This window comes from Agathobaculum ammoniilyticum (assembly GCF_025567315.1).
Lineage (GTDB): Bacteria > Bacillota > Clostridia > Oscillospirales > Butyricicoccaceae > Agathobaculum > Agathobaculum ammoniilyticum.
Genome location: NZ_JAOQJE010000007.1, coordinates 60,297 through 75,539, shown reverse-complemented (window position 1 = coordinate 75,539; position 15,243 = coordinate 60,297). Strand labels below are relative to the sequence as shown.

General features: G+C 60.7%; 14 protein-coding genes. 4 read left to right on the top strand and 10 right to left on the bottom strand.

The features are described from left to right. Positions 1–53: 53 nt before the first annotated feature. The 4 genes from OCV66_RS09255 to OCV66_RS09240 form a co-directional block, all read right to left on the bottom strand. The gene (locus OCV66_RS09255) at positions 54–2,177 is read right to left on the bottom strand and encodes a polyribonucleotide nucleotidyltransferase (protein WP_054327496.1); all 2,124 of its coding nucleotides are present in this window, start codon (positions 2,175–2,177) and stop codon (positions 54–56) included. Between the two features lie 172 nt (positions 2,178–2,349). Continuing rightward, a complete protein-coding gene (gene rpsO / locus OCV66_RS09250) occupies positions 2,350–2,616 on the bottom strand; it encodes a 30S ribosomal protein S15 (protein WP_031476090.1) in 267 nt (88 codons plus the stop codon). Positions 2,617–3,120: 504 nt separating this feature from the next. After that, positions 3,121–4,470, bottom strand: coding sequence for an MATE family efflux transporter (locus tag OCV66_RS09245; protein WP_107631052.1), 1,350 nt, complete (start codon positions 4,468–4,470; stop codon positions 3,121–3,123). Positions 4,471–4,527: 57 nt separating this feature from the next. After that, positions 4,528–5,358 carry a MerR family transcriptional regulator gene (locus tag OCV66_RS09240; protein ID WP_147574185.1) on the bottom strand — a complete coding sequence of 277 codons (831 nt, stop codon included), beginning with the start codon at positions 5,356–5,358 and terminating at the stop codon, positions 4,528–4,530. Positions 5,359–5,481: 123 nt separating this feature from the next. Here OCV66_RS09240 and OCV66_RS09235 point away from each other — a divergent pair, with 123 nt between their 5' ends. Continuing rightward, positions 5,482–6,366, top strand: a complete 885-nt coding sequence (locus tag OCV66_RS09235; RefSeq protein WP_054327497.1) for an SPL family radical SAM protein — start codon at positions 5,482–5,484, stop codon at positions 6,364–6,366. 74 nt (positions 6,367–6,440) lie between these two features. Here OCV66_RS09235 and OCV66_RS09230 read toward each other — a convergent pair whose 3' ends face one another. Next, complete coding sequence (locus OCV66_RS09230) at positions 6,441–6,692, bottom strand: helix-turn-helix domain-containing protein (RefSeq protein ID WP_147574184.1); 252 nt, start codon at positions 6,690–6,692, stop codon at positions 6,441–6,443. A 101-nt stretch (positions 6,693–6,793) separates the two neighbouring features. On the opposite strand from OCV66_RS09230, the gene OCV66_RS09225 reads away from it, so the two are divergent. Then, entirely contained in the window at positions 6,794–6,961 is a 168-nt protein-coding gene (locus OCV66_RS09225; protein ID WP_186949948.1) for a hypothetical protein, read from the top strand. 43 nt (positions 6,962–7,004) lie between these two features. Here OCV66_RS09225 and OCV66_RS09220 read toward each other — a convergent pair whose 3' ends face one another. The 3 genes from OCV66_RS09220 to OCV66_RS09210 form a co-directional block, all read right to left on the bottom strand. Further along, positions 7,005–8,732 (bottom strand): S41 family peptidase, encoded by a 1,728-nt coding sequence (locus OCV66_RS09220; protein ID WP_147574183.1) that lies wholly within the window; start codon positions 8,730–8,732, stop codon positions 7,005–7,007. An 81-nt stretch (positions 8,733–8,813) separates the two neighbouring features. After that, positions 8,814–9,131 carry an RNA polymerase sigma factor gene (locus tag OCV66_RS09215; protein WP_054327500.1) on the bottom strand — a complete coding sequence of 106 codons (318 nt, stop codon included), beginning with the start codon at positions 9,129–9,131 and terminating at the stop codon, positions 8,814–8,816. Beyond that, positions 9,109–9,345 carry a hypothetical protein gene (locus tag OCV66_RS09210; protein ID WP_054327501.1) on the bottom strand — a complete coding sequence of 79 codons (237 nt, stop codon included), beginning with the start codon at positions 9,343–9,345 and terminating at the stop codon, positions 9,109–9,111. Before OCV66_RS09210 ends, OCV66_RS09215 begins: the two co-directional genes overlap by 23 nt. Before the next feature lie 148 nt (positions 9,346–9,493). Here OCV66_RS09210 and spoIID point away from each other — a divergent pair, with 148 nt between their 5' ends. Both spoIID and OCV66_RS09200 read left to right on the top strand, forming a co-directional pair. Further along, positions 9,494–10,477, top strand: a complete 984-nt coding sequence (spoIID, locus tag OCV66_RS09205; protein WP_054327502.1) for a stage II sporulation protein D — start codon at positions 9,494–9,496, stop codon at positions 10,475–10,477. Between the two features lie 105 nt (positions 10,478–10,582). Beyond that, the gene (locus OCV66_RS09200; protein ID WP_054327503.1) at positions 10,583–11,305 is read left to right on the top strand and encodes a M23 family metallopeptidase; all 723 of its coding nucleotides are present in this window, start codon (positions 10,583–10,585) and stop codon (positions 11,303–11,305) included. Between the two features lie 38 nt (positions 11,306–11,343). Here OCV66_RS09200 and OCV66_RS09195 read toward each other — a convergent pair whose 3' ends face one another. Continuing rightward, positions 11,344–12,033: a hypothetical protein gene (locus OCV66_RS09195; RefSeq protein ID WP_147574182.1), complete on the bottom strand. Its 690-nt coding sequence runs from the start codon at positions 12,031–12,033 to the stop codon at positions 11,344–11,346. Positions 12,034–12,126: 93 nt separating this feature from the next. Continuing rightward, positions 12,127–15,243, bottom strand: coding sequence for an efflux RND transporter permease subunit (locus tag OCV66_RS09190; protein WP_054327505.1), 3,117 nt, complete (start codon positions 15,241–15,243; stop codon positions 12,127–12,129).

Genomic DNA, 15,243 nt, shown 5'->3' with positions numbered 1-15,243 from the left:
TTCGGAACCCAATGGTTCCAAAGCCCTTTTTTCACAGGATGCGGGAAGCAGGCTTACTTAATCTTTTCCTCTTCCTTAACATCCTTCATCGACAGGTTGACACGGCCCTTGTCGTCGATCTCCATAACCTTGACCCAGACCATATCGCCTTCCTTGACCGCGTCCTCCACCTTTTCAATGCGGTGGTCGGCCATCTTGGAGATATGCACCATACCGTCCTTGCCTGGCAGCAGATTGACGAACGCGCCGAAGTTCATCAGGCGCACAACCTTGCCGTAGTAGATTTCGCCCGGCTCCGGCTCCTTGACGATGGCTTCGATCATCTTTCTGGCCTTTTCCGCGTCAGCCGCCTTGACCGCCGCGATAGTGACCGTGCCGTCGTCCTCGATATCGACCTTGGCTCCCGACTCGGCAACGATGTTCTGGATCACGCTGCCGCCCTTGCCGATAACCTCTCGGATCTTATCCGGATGGATGTGCATAGTGGTCATCTTGGGTGCCCAGTCGGATACGTCCGCGCGCGGCTTGTCGATCGCCTTGAGCATGATTTCATCCAAAATGCCGTAACGGGCAACGCGGCACTTCTCGAACGCCTGCTTGATGATGTTCGGAGTCAGGCCGTCCACCTTGATATCTACCTGAATCGCGGTGATGCCCTTCTTGGTGCCGGCAACCTTAAAGTCCATATCGCCGTAGAAGTCCTCCACGCCCTGAATATCGGTAAAAGTGGTCTCCTGGCCGCCGTCGGTGATGAGGCCGCAGGAAATACCTGCAACCGGCGCGGTGATCGGCACGCCCGCGTCCATCAGCGCGAGGGTAGAGCCGCACACCGAGCCCTGCGAGGTCGAGCCGTTGGACGAAATGACCTCGGATACCAAGCGCAGCGCGTACGGAAACTCGCTCACGGGCGGAATGACCGGCAGCAGCGCACGCTCTGCGAGCGCGCCGTGGCCGATCTCGCGGCGGCCCGGGCCGCGGGACGGGCGGGTTTCGCCGACCGAGAAGGACGGGAAATTGTAGTGGTGGATATAGCGCTTTTCAGTCTCTTCAAAGATGGTGTCCAGCTCCTGCGCGTCGCCCAGCGTACCCAGCGTGCAAAGCGTCAGCACCTGGGTCTGGCCGCGGGTGAACATGCCCGAGCCGTGTACGCGCGGCAGAACGTGTACCTCGGCCGCCAGCGGACGGACTTCCTCCATACCTCGGCCATCCACGCGCTTGCCGTTCGCCAACCAGCGGCGCACGATCTTCTTCTGCAGCTTGTCCACACACTCCGCAAGGTTGGCGCCGTGCTCCTCCTTGTACTCATCGGAAAGGCCGGCCTCGAACTCGTCTACGATCGCGCGTACGCCCGCGTCGCGGACGGTCTTGTCGTCCGTGTCCATCGCGACCTCGAACTTGTCGCTTACCGCGGCCTCGAGCTTGTCAAACAGGTCGTGGTCAATATCGTGATGCTCGTACTCGAACTTGGGCTTACCGATTTCGTCCTTGATCCCCTGGATGAATGCGCAGATCTTTTTCAGTTCCTCGTGCGCTTCCATCAGGGCGTTGAACATGTCGTCCTCGGGTACTTCCTTCGCGCCCGCCTCGATCATAACGATCTTATCCTTGGTGGCGCACAGGGTCACGTCCATCTCGGAAACCTTGCGCTGCTCGCTGGTCGGGTTGATGACCGTCCGGCCGTCCACGATGCCGACCTGGCAGCCCGCTACAACATAATCGAACGGGATGTCCGAAATGGACACCGCGATGGACGCGCCCAGCAGGGCGACGACCTCGGGGGAGTTGTCATAGTCGTTTTCCAGCACGGTGCAGACGATGGACACATCGTTTCTGAGATCCTTGGGGAATAGCGGGCGCATCGGGCGGTCGATCTGGCGGGAGGCGAGAATCGCCTTTTCGCTCGGACGGCCCTCGCGGCGCATGAAGCTGCCCGGGATGCGGCCGACTGCGTACAGGCGCTCCTCAAAGTCCACGGAAAGCGGGAAGAAGTCGATGCCGTCGCGCGGCTTGGCCGACGCGGTCGCGGTGACGAGTACCGCGGTTTCGCCGTAGCGCACCAGGCAAGAGCCGTTGGCGAGCTGCGCCATCTTACCGGTTTCGACGGTCAGCTTGCGGCCGGCGATCTCGGTTTCGAAAACGCGGTAATTCTTAAACTCAAAGGGATTGATATTTGCCATTATTTTTCCTCCTTTTTGTTTGACGGAGGGCGGCTTTTTGCTTTGTTAGCACTTGAAGCAGGGGCGAAGCACGTGCTTCGGCGCTCCTTCAACTGCTAAAAAGCGGATTGGCCGCCTTCCTATAAAATACAGAAACAGGGGAGCAGACTGCTCCCCTATTTCCTTGTTTCACTTACTTACGAATGCCGAGCTTGGCGATCAGCGCACGGTAGCGGTTGATGTCCTTCTTCTGCAGGTATGCAAGCATGGAGCGGCGCTGGCCGACCATCTTGAGCAGGCCGCGGCGGGAATGGTTGTCCTTCTTGTGGACCTTCAGATGCTCGGTAAGCTCCTGAATGCGCGCGGTCAGAATCGCGATCTGGACTTCCGGAGAACCGGTGTCGGTCGCGTGCGTGCGGTTTGCCTCGATAACGGCAGTCTTGTCTTCCTTGCGGATCATGTGACGTTTCACCTTTCGTTGATAGATTTTTACTTACCCACAGGCCGGGCCGCGGCATGGTGAAATGGACACGGTAGGAACGTGTCCGGTTGTCCGTCGGCTAAGCACGGGGCGAAAGTACAATTATCATATCATGCGTTTGCGGTTTTGTAAAGTATTTTCTATCTTTTTATTCACCTTACCGCATTTTTACACTTTTCTTTGTAAGTTTTGTCGAAATGAACAATTATGAATAAATTGTAAACGCGTTTTTGTCAGTTTTTCATCTTGCTTTCAAAATTTCCTGGCGCTATAATTTTAACATCTTCGGTGGACAGCTTTTTTGAGACGTTCTCGCTCGAAGCCGTTTTTTATTTATTGCTAAGACACGCGACGGGGCGGTGCAATAGCGCGGCCTGAAGTCGCGTTCTTTTTTGCGCAGAACCAGAAAAAGAGACAGGCCGGCGCCTGTCTCTTTTTCGTATGCCGGCCGGATGGTCCCCTTACGCGCCGGACCCTTTTTGTTTAGCACAAGGCGGGGCGCAGGTCAAGTCGGAACTGCCGCACAGTGTACGCGATGGTGTACACCGCCATCACGCCCGAAACCAGCGGCGCGACGCAGCCGAGCAGGAACAGGCTGTCGGGTCGGTAGGTCTGCACCAGGTACAGCAGCGGGATGCGCACGCACAGTGCGCCGAAGCAGCAGGAGAACATGGTGAACAGCGTTTTGGAGCGGCCGTTCAGATACCCGTTCAGACAGAACACAAACGTCACCATCAGGTAGTCGAACGAGCAGGCGCGGAAGAACGGCACACCCACTGCGATGGTCGCCGCGTCGCGGGTGAACAGGCCAATCATGCTTTGCGGCGAAAGCTGCGCCCATAGGAAAAAGCACGCCGCCGCAGCCAGCGCAAACCCCAGCCCCGCGCCCACCGCGGTCCGCACGCGCGCCGGCCGCTGCGCGCCGTAATTCTGCGCCGTGAACGCGGCAAGCGCCGAGGCGACCGAGGTCGCGGGCAGCATGGCGAATACGTCGTACTTGCTCGCCACGCCGACCGCGGAGGCCGCGTCCACCCCGAGCGCGTTGACGACCGCGGTCAGGTACAGGAAGGAGATACGCACCATCAGCTCCTGGAACGAGATCGGGATGCCCACGCGCGCCAGCTCGCGGGCGCGCGCGCCGTCGATGCGCAGGTTGCGCACCGTAAACTTGAAAATGAAATGCCCGCGGTTAAGGTACACGATTGCGCATACCATGCTGACCGCCTGCGCCGCGATCGTGGCCACCGCCACGCCGCGTACGCCCCAGCCGAACACGCCGGTCAGCAGCAGATCGCCTGCGATGTTGAGCATGCACGCCAGTGCGATGAACAGCATCGGCCGCTGAGAGTCGCCATAGCCGCGCAGGATGGCGCTGATGGCGTTATACCCGCAGATGAACGGGATGCCCCAGCCGCAAGTCACCACATACTGGCGCGCCAGCACAAACGCCTCCTCCGGCGTTTGCAGCGCAGTCAGGATAGGCGAGGCCAGACCAATCACTAGGATCATCAGAACCACGGAAAACGCCGCGAACACGGTCAGCGTAGTGCCGATGGACTTGCAGGTCTGCTTCTCGTCGCGCATGCCGGTGTATTTGCCGACCAGGATGGTGCCGCCCAGCGTCAGGCCGGTGATCAGGCTGGTGACAATCTGCGTCACCTGCGTGCCGGTCGATACCGCGGCCACGCTCGCGGGATCGCAGAACCAGCCGATCACCGCCAGATCGACCGCGCCGTACAGCGCCTGGATGATATTAGCGATCAGGAACGGCACGGTGAAACGCATCAGCACGGGCAGCACGCGCCCCTCGGTCAATAGGTTTTTCTCTGTCATGGATATGCCTCCCTTGTTGTCTGCAAGAAAAGCATAAACCCTCCAGCAACCAGAGGGTCAAGAGGTATTTTCACTTTTTTTCACCGGCACCTGCAGCTCGGTCAAATACTGGGTCTCATCGCTGGTGAAGCCCGCATCGATATGCGTCACCTCAACCGAGTCCTCGGCCAGCTCGAACCCGCGCCGCGCGGCCTCGTCCAGCAGCAGCTCATAGGAGGGCGCGCTGTGCGCATGCGTGCCGCGGTAGCACACGGTCAACCATTCGCCCGCAGGCAGGTGGAGTACGGGACCGCCGTACTGCTCCTCCGGCTCGACGAACAGGAATATCCCCGTGTAGCGGTCGAACTGCCGCGCGTACAGTCGCTCGCGCGCGATTGACACGCCCACCTTGCCCAGGAACACCGCCGCATCCTGCCGGATATGGCTTTGCAGCTCAGCCAGCGGCGTTTCCAGATCGCCGCCCTGCGGGATCTCCTGCCGCAGGAATGCGATCGCGCGGGCGGGCAGCGCCTTTTGCAGCACAACGCCGGTCTTGGCCGTCCTCGCGCGCCGCAGGTCATCCAGCCGCCGGCCAATCCGCCGCTCGATGCGCTGCAGCTCGTCCAGCCGCCGCCGCGTGTCCGCCAGCTGCTCCTGCAGGAGCAGTTCCACCACGTCGGTATCGCGGTTTTCAAAAAAACCGCGAATGCGCTCGAGCGACACGCCCAGCGCGCGCAGGTATTTGATGGTGTTGAGCCGTTCAAACTGTCCCGCGGAATAATAGCGGTAACCAGTGCGCGGGTCCACCCGCTCGGGCCGGAGCAGGCCGATCTCGTCATAGAACCGCAGCGTGCGCACCGGCACGGCGAACAGCTTATGCATCTCCCCGATCGTGAACAAGTCCTTCATCCCTACCGTCCTTTCCGAGTTTGCCTGGGCATTCTCCTCCGGCTATTATAGCATATCCGGACACGCATTGCCCGCTTTTTCTGGTATAATGGTAGCGGAATCCTCAGGAAAGGCGGTGCGGCCATGCAGACCATACCGGCAAAGACCATCGTCACCAGCACCCCAAACGGCGCGGGCTGGTTCGGCGCGCGCTACAATATGAATATCTACCGCGGCTGCTCCCACGGCTGCATCTACTGCGACAGCCGCTCGGAATGCTATCGCAACGACGATTTCGACACCGTCTGCGCCAAGCAGGACGCGCTGCGCATCATTCGCGACGACCTGCGGCGCAAAACGCAGCCGGGCGTAGTCTCCACCGGCGCGATGAGCGACCCGTACAACCCGTTCGAGCGCACCGAGCAGCTCACGCGGCACGCGCTCGAACTGCTCGCGGCCTATGGCTTCGGCGCGGCCATTGCCACCAAAAGCGACCTGATCTGCCGCGACATCGACGTGCTGCACGAGATCCATGCGACCGCGCCCGTGCTGTGCAAGCTGACCGTGACCACCGCGGACGATGCGCTCGCACGCGCGATCGAGCCGCACGCGCCCCCGCCCTCCGCGCGGCTGGACGCGCTCGCACGCCTGTCGGACGCTGGCCTTCCCACCTGCATCCTGCTCATGCCTGTGCTGCCATGGCTGACGGATACCGAGGAAAACATCCGCACGCTGGTGCGGCGGGCCGGAGAGGCGGGCGTACCGTATATCTATCCCGCGCTCGGCCTGACCCTGCGCGACCGTCAGCGCGCCTACTTCTACCAGCAGCTAGACCGCTCCTTCCCCGGCCTGAAGCAGAAATACATCGCGCGTTACGGTACACGCTACCAGTGCGCCAGCCCGCACGCGCGGCAGCTTTGGACGGTTTTCACCCGCGCCTGCGACGAAGTGGGCATCTTTTACCGGATGCGCGACATCACCCGCCGCTACCAGCGCGGCTTCGGCTGCGGACAGCTTTCGTTTTTCTGACATGCGCAAAGCGCATAAAAATCCCCTGCTTCAATTTGTTCAAAACCGCCTTTGCGGTTTCGGCCTTCCCGCCGTCACTCCTCCGACAGCAGCTCCTCTGCAGGGACTTTGAAGATCGCGGCCAGCGCGCGCAGCTCTATATCCGTGACAAACCGCTTGCCGAACTCGATCCGCTGTATCGCATTCTTATCCAGATCAACGCCCTCCAACTGCATGCGTTCGGCCAACGCGCGCTGGGACACTTTCGGAGAAAGGCCAGAACGCAGCCGCGCGACCTTTCTTCCGCAGATATTGCAGCTTCCATCTGCTAAACGGTTCTTGTACATTCTTTTCCTCCTGTTGACATTTAGTAATTGTCATCAGCCTTATTATGTGCTATACTGCAAGCAACAATGACATTCAGTAAATGTCAAATAGAGGTGGCACGATGTCTTTTTACGAACAGGCCCTGCAGCGCTTCCTCAGGGAATCCGGCGCCGCTGCGGACAGCGACGCCAGCCGCGCCCTGGCGGAGCAGGCTTTCCTTGCGGGCTGGCGCGCCGCCGGCGGAGAGCTGCTTCTGGTCGACCGTATCCCGATGGAAGACGAAAAATGATCCCCCAGACTCGTCTGGGGGATCATTTTTATTGCTTTCTTTTTCAAATATACGGCTTCGTTGTATCGATGCGGATGGTCTGCGCGGCGTCGTCCCATTCCACGCGCACGCCCAGCATGAAGCACAGGTCGCGTAGCTTGAAATAGTGATTGCCGTCGATCTCATACGCCTTGCCGACCAGCGGCATCCCCATATCCTGCAGATACACCTCCGCGGTGGCGCGGGTCGCGGTCTGCCCGCCGCCACTGAGCGGCTCCAGCTCGCCGCCGACCGGCGTATAAACGCCCGCGTCGATCGTCACCTGGTTCGCTTCCCCGTCCCAGGATACGCTGAACGCTGTATTCGTCCCCGCAAAGGCCATCGCCAGGTCGCGCAGCTTGAAATAGTTGCTGCCCTCGATCTCATACGCCGCAGCCGCGACCGGCGTGCCGTTCACCTCTATTTTCGCGCCGGAAACCACGGCGGGCTTGCGCAGCTCCGGCTTCACCGCGTCATGCGTCAGAATATACTGCACCGCGGTATCTATGCCGTTGAGGTAATCCGAGAAGGTCTGTCCGACCGTGATATCGGGCGGGAGACTTTCTACGCCGTAGGGCTTGGCCGCCTCATAATAGCTGCCCAGATCGATGAATTTGTTGGAATACTGGCCGCGGAACTTGGAGTTGGGCAGCTCGAACGCGGTCACGGCACCGAAATGATCCACGCTGCCGCCGGTCGGCGTACCGACCACAGCAGCGCCGATATCCTTGAGCTGCACCGTATTAATCAGCGCGGAGGAGAAAGTATTCTCTCCCGCGAGCGCGTACACAGCGTTCCCCTTGGCCAGGAATTGCTGTGCCAGATAGGTGATCGGGTACAGCACGCCGTCCGACCCGCCGCCGTTGCTGCGCAGGTCGATGATGAACTTTGTGTATTTGCCGGAGGCGAGCTTTCCTTCGACCTCGGCGGCAAACTGCTCCATCGGCAGGTTCGGATCCTCAAAGCATTTATTATACTGCATATACAGCGTGCCACCGCCCAGGTCGAGCAGCTTGTAGTAAACGCTCCGGTCCGGCTCGGTCACAGGCACGTCCTTCCGCAGCATGTCGCGGGTGATCCATTCCCCTGCTTTCAGCGCCGCCGTCGCTTCGGCCTGCGTCATGCAGGGGATGTGCAGCACGGTTTCTTTTCCCTCCGCATCCCGCACGCCGACCGTAACCATATCGGAATCCGCGTCAATGACACCGTAATGTTCCAATACATCGGCCACATAAAGCAGTTGCCCTACCCGTATGCGCTGCTCGACCGCGTTGTCGTAGCTTATCATGGGCGAAAGACGCTCGGTCACCTCATCGATTGGCATGCCGTTGATCGACGTGATTTCCTGCCCGATATACGCCCGGCAGTCGGTCACGCCGCCGGTCAGCGTCCAGCGGCCGTCGTACCATTTCGGCACCATGCCGAGTTGCCTGAGCTGGTCTGAAAGCGCGCTGCCGACCGACAGCATCGTATGCGAATCATGCGCCAGCGCCGCCAGTTCGGCAAGCCCGATCGCAAAATCGAGATCGGACGCGGTATCCAGCTCTGCTTCGATCTCCGCCTTTTTGTCCGCGACCGCCTGTTCGGTCGTATTGGCGTAAAAATCCGGATGCTTTGTGGTCAGCGTCTCCACCAAGCAGTCCAGATCCTCCTGCCGCCGCTGCGCCGCGTCGTCTGCCGCGCCCGCAGGGGGCAGGCAGCCCAGTATGACCACCGCGCCCAGGCAACCTGCCAGCCAACGTTTCATGTTCATGCTTCACCGCTCCTTTGTATTATTTTAATAGCACAATTATATATCCTCCTCTCGGTATTTGTCAATCCCTTTTCGCACAGCCTAAGAGAAGCTCTGATTGCGCAGCTCCAGGTTATATGCCAGCAGCCGCCGCAGCCGCGTCTTTCCGCGCGTCAGGTGCCGAGACACCGCCGACTGGCTGATACCCAGTTTGTACGCGATCTCCTTTCCAGAAAGCCCTTCCACCTCGTTGAGCCACAGCACCTCATACTGTCTGCCGGTCAGTTGCTCCTTCAGGGCGCGGAAAAACGCCTCCCGAAACGCCGCGCGGAACGCGCTGTCGTCCCCGGCCAGCGCGGCGATATAGTCCTCGTATGCCGCGCGGTCGGCCTCGCGTTCAAACAGCCCGCTTGTCCTCATTCTGCCTGCCTCCTTTTTGATAATAATGCTCCAGCACGAACGCTGTCTTGCGGCTCTCGTTGATCAGCACGCGCAGACAGCCGATACGCTGCTTTAACCGGTATTTGACCTCTTTCTGGCGCGCGCGCCGCTGTGCCACCTGAAGCTGGCGCAGACGCAGCTCCAGCAGCGCGGTATTCGACCTGTATTCCCGCGCCATCTCGTGAAGCGTCATAACAGCCCTCCCATTAAATCGAACATTTGTTCGTATTCTATGGTTCAAATAATACTACATATTGGAAGTTCTGTCAACAACAACCTATATTTGGTGTTCTATCAATTAATTGCTTTGCATATAGTTCCAGAGAAAGGAGGCGTCGGACATGCGCAAGCTGTTACTGGCCGGCTGCGGCCTGGTTTCCGTCCTGTACCTGCTGCCTATGGTATGGTCGTTTGGCGGGATTGCGGACGGGCAGGCGCCGGAGACGCTCTTGATCCCCGACGCCGCGCCGGTGGACGCGGCCGCGGACGCCGGAGCGGCAGATTATTCAACCGTCACGGTGGAAATCGACGGGACTCCGACCGCGCTCCCGCTGGAAACCTATGTGGAGGGCGTTGTCGCCGCGGAGATATCCAACGATTTCCCGCTCGAGGCAATCCGCGCGCAGGCGGTCGCGGCGCGCACCTACGCGGTCTATAAGCTCTCCCGCGGCCGGCCCGACGTCCATCCGGACGCCGACCTTTGCGACGATTATCACCACTGTGCAGCCTACCGCGACGTTGCGGTGGAAACCGCCGCCGGCAGCGACCTGTCCCGCGTGCGGCAGGCGGTTCGGGATACCGAGGGGGAGATCCTCACCTACGACGGGGCGCCGATCGCCGCCGTCTTCCACTGTGTCAGCGGGCCGCGCACCGAAGCGGCAGCCGACGTCTGGGGCGAGGATATCCCCTACCTACAGAGCGAGGTCAGCCCCGGCGGCTCGGCCTGCAGTGAATACGAGTCGTCCGTCACCGTACCGGCGGAGGATTTCCGTCAAACTGTTCAGGAAAGCTTTCCTTCCGCCGAGGTGTCCGGCGCGCCGGACACCTGGTTCAAGGCCTCCGTCCGGTCAGACGCGGGCGGCGTCATCACGGTAAAGCTCGGCGGCCTGACGGTAGAAGGCACGGCGGTGCGCGAGCTGTTCGGCCTGAACTCCACCAATTTCACCATCACCACCACCGAGGACAGCATCACCTTCCACACGATCGGCTATGGACACGGCGTGGGCCTTTCCCAATACGGTGCGAAATACCTCGCGGAGCAGGGCGCGACGTACCAGGATATCCTGTCCAACTATTACCAGGATACGGTCCTGACGCGGATATGACTCTTCCCAGGGCGCGCCGGAGCGGTGCATCTCGCAGATAAATCAAATTTTTTGTATATTTTTTTATCTCCACGGCCATACTTGGGTCAACGGAGGTAAAGGGATATGAAACAATATAATTCCAAACACACCGCTGCCCTTTCTACGCGCGGCTTTTACACCATCCTGACCGTGTGCGGCCTGATCATTGCCGTATCCGCATGGGTGCTCTGGTCGGACTCCACCGCACCGGAGCAGGCAGCCTCGGCGCCAAGCACGCCGATCATCTCTCCGACAGAAGCCCTCCCCGACCTGTCCGACGATACGCCGGTCATGTCGGAGGAAGCGCCTGCGGACGAGGCGACCGAGCCGGTGGACGCGCCGGCCGAACCGGAGCCGGCTCCGGCCGAGCCTGCAGTCACCGTGTCCGCGCCGGTCTATGTGCGGCCGACCTCGGGCGCCGTCATTACGCCGTTCTCTGGCGACGAGCTGCTGTTCCAGCCCACGTTCGGCGACTGGCGCGTCCATTCCGGCACGGACTTTGGCGCGGAGGCCGGCGAAACCGTGCTGGCCCTGACCGACGGCACCGTGCAGGAGGTCTTTGAGGACGGGCTGTACGGCACCTGCGTCACGCTTTCGCACGACGCGGATCTGATCACCACCTACCGCGGCCTGACCGACGTGCGCGTCGTTGACGGCCAAGCGGTCACGGCGGGCGAGGCGCTCGGCGCATGCGCGGAAAGCATCGACGCGGAAGCGGCGCTCGACCCCCACGTCCATGTGGAGGCGTCCCGCGCCGGCACGGCGATTGACGTACTCGAGCTGCTGGGAGAAAGCGGCACGGAATAACAGAAAAGCCGCGGGACGGTCGTCCCGCGGCTTTTCTGTTATTCCGTTACCGCAGGCTGGGCCGTGTAGTTGCCTGTCAGCCCGCCGCCCGCAACGGTCACGATATTCTCCGCAAGCAGGAAATTGATCTCCCCGTCCGCGGATTTGGCGGTCTCGCCCGTTATATCGGCGACGCCCTCGGTGCCGTCTGAAAAGCAGTAGGTCAGCCGGCCTTCCTCCTCCTGCACGATCTCCAGCCCGACCGAAGCAGGCCCCGCATAGGAGCCCGCCCAGCCGTATGTATGCACCGCCGCCGGATCATACAGCGGGAAAGTGGCGTAATCATCGAGCACACCGTCCCCCAGGTAATGGTACGTCTCTCCAGTTTCACGGTCGACCGCGAGCTTTCCGACCGACTCGCCCATCTCATCTCTGACCTCCACCACCAGGTATTCATGCGTCCGTCCGGCCTCGGCACCGACCGAAAGGGTTTCACCGGTCGCAGCGGCCATATAGCGCGCCGTATCAAACAGTTCACCCATCTGGCGAAGCACCTCTTCCTCGGACAGCGTCTCGCCGCTCACGGCGTCTCCGTCCAGCAGGCCGGCCTGCTCCGCCTGCTCCAGGGCCTGCATCTGGGGATTGACCTTACCGGCCTCCTCCGCCGCCGGCCCCACCGTATCAGTCTGTCCGGCGCAGCCGGACAGCACTAATACGCAAAGTGCGGTAACCGCGATCGATCGTTTCACCTTGCCCGCCTCCTTTTTCGCTGTTTCCATACGTTTTATTATGATACCGTATCCACGCGAAAAAAGCAATGGCCAGTTATCCGGCAAACGCGGTCATTCCTCGCCTTTTTTCCATTTCTTCCGCCAGCCATGCTCTTTTTTCGGCCGGTTCACCCATTTTTTGATCCGCTCAACCACGCTGTCCGTCAACGAATAGTATACCGGCGTGATGAACAGGGTCGCGACGGTGGAAATGACCATGCCGGTCATCATTACCACACCCATCGGCGCCATCATCTCCGAGCCTTCGCCGCCCGCAAACACCATCGGCACCAGGCCGAGGATCGTGGTCAGCGCGGTCATCAGCACCGGACGCACGCGGCGCGGGCAGGCGTTCAGGATCGCGGTGTTCTTATCCTCGCCGCGCTCCCGCCGCTGCAGGATATAGTCGACCAGCACGATCGAGGAGTTGACCACCGTACCGGCCAGGATAATAACCGCCAGGATCGCTACCATGGACACCTTGTTGCCCGTCGGCCACAGCAGCATCAGCGAACCGAGCAGGCCGATCGGCAGGATCAGCATGATCGCCACCGGCAGGGCGAACGAATTGAACTGGCTTGCCAGGATGAAATACACCAGCAGGATGGCGACCGCCAGCGCGGTCAACAGGGCTCCTGTCGTTTCCGCGATGCTGGAGGCCGATGTATCCCCGTCCTCAATCTGTACCCCTTCTGGGAACTGGTAGCCCGCTACGATCTCATTGACCTTTTGCATGATACCGACGCTGTCGCCCGATTCGCTTTCACCCGTGATCGTGACCGTTTCATCCTGATCGATACGGGTGATCGACTGCGGTGACAGCTCGGTGTAGACGTCCGCTACCATGGAGAGCGGCACCGTGCCGCCGGTCGCGGCCGGAAGCTGCAGCGACTTGAGCGCGTCGATATCCTGTGAGAGCGTCTCGTCGCCCGAAATGGTCACATCGTATTCCTCGCCGCCCATACGCAGCGTGGTCGCGGTCGAACCGGTCAACTCACCGCGCACCAGCGTGCCGATCGTGGCCGCGGTCAAGCCAAAGCGGGATGCGTTCTCGCGGTTGACCTTGACCGCCACACGCGGCACCTCGTCGCCGGAAGAGGACTCGACATTGATCGCGTCCGGCAGCGCGCTGATTTCCTGCACCAGGTCGTCAGCCACTTCCGCGAGCTGGTCATAATCCTTGCCGGAAAGCTGAACGCTGATATCCGAACCTTCGCCCATCGACGTGCTGCTGGCCGAGACAGTGATCTCGCAGCCCGCGATATCCGCCAGGTCGCGGCGAAGCTGGTTGGCGACCTCAGTGGATGAGCGGTCGCGATCCTCCAGATCGACCAGCGAAATCGTGACGCTCGAGCCGGACGCGCTCGACATGACCGAGGCCGAGCTGCCCGTGCTGTAGTATACCTGCTCCATTTCCGGTATGGTTTTTTCCGCGATCGCCACAATGCGGTCCTGAATCACCGCTGTCTCCTCCATCGTGGAGCCGCTCGGCATGCCGACCGATACGCTGATCGAGCCCTGATCCATCTCCGGAATCAACTCCATGCCGGCCATGCCCATGCTGAATACCGAAACGACGCAGATCACCACCGTAAGCAGGATGCCCACCGCGCGGCGGGTGATGAACAGCTTGAGTACTTTCTTATACATCCGTGCAAACGGGCGGTCGCCCATCAACTCTTCCCGCATGCCGGGCTTGCCACCGGCAATACGGTGTATGCCGCCGCGGTCGAGCAGGATATAGCACAGCAACGGCACCAGCGTCAGCGAAATAATCAGGGACGAAGAAAGCAGCGCCACAATCGTGATGCAGAATTCCTTGAACATCATGCCGGTCATGCCGCCCGACAGGCCGATGGGCAGGAATACGGCGACCGTCGTCAGGGTCGAGGCGGTGACCGAGGTCACGACCTCCTTTGTACCCTTGGTGCAGGATTCCCAGCGGTCGTACCCGTCCGTCCGGTAATGGAAGATGTTTTCCAGCACGACGATGGAGTTATCCACGATCATGCCGACGCCGAGCGCGATACCGCCCAGCGACATCATGTTCAGCGTGATATCCAGCGCGAACATAATCAGGAAGGTGAACAGGATGCAACACGGCATCGCCACGGAAATGGCGACCGTCGCGCCCAGGTCGCGCAGGAACAGCAGCAGCACGACCGCCGCGAACAGCACGCCCATCCAGATGTTTGACACGGTGTTATCCACCGTCATGTTAATGTAATCCGACTGGTCCATGACCAGGCTCCAGTCAAGCGCCTCGTAGTCCGCGGTGAGGATATCCAGCTCGCTTTTCGCTAGTTCGGCAATCTCCACCGTGTTCGAACCGGATTGCTTGTTGACCGACAGCAGCAGGCATTCCTTGCCGTCCACTTTTGCCAGCGCGTCCTGGTCCTTGGGCCGCATGGATACGTCCGCGATCTGGCTCAGGCGCACTGTGCCGCCCGTGGGAAGCGAAATCAGGGCGTTTTTCACATCGTCCACTGACTGATACTCGCCGTCCGTGCGCACGGACAGCGTCTGCGAGCCGCTGTCCAGCTCGCCGCCCGGCACGGCCATGTTGTCCGCGCCGATCTGCTGCGCGACCGAGGACACGGTCAGGTTAAAGCCCTTGAGACGGGCCGCATCGGTTTTGACCGCGACCTCATTCTCATAGCCGCCCATGACGTCCACCGACGCCACGCCCTCCAGGCGTTCGAGCGCCGGCTCCAGCTCATCCTCCGCGATCGACTGCAGCGTGGCCAGGTCGCTGCCCGTGAGTGCCACCATGATAACCGGCATGGAGTCGATGTCAATGGACATGACTGTCGGGTCGGAGGCATCCTCCGGCAGCTGGGATTTCACCATATCGACCTTGTCGCGCATATCGGTCAGCGTCTCATCCAGGTCGGTGCCGTAATCGAACTGCACAATGACCATGGACATGTTCTCCGCCGAGGTCGACGTCAGCGTATCCAGGCCCGCCAGACCCGCGCACGCGGACTCCAGCGGCTTTGTGACCTGCTGCTCGATATCCTCCGGACCCGCGCCCGCGTAGGTCGAATATACGATCGCCACCGGCAGCTCCATCTCAGGCATGAGCGCGAGCGGCAGCGATTGGAAGCAGTAAAAACCAAACACGACGATCAGGATGTACGTCAGTATGGTCATTACATTATGCTTGATACAGGTTTCCGCGATTTTCAT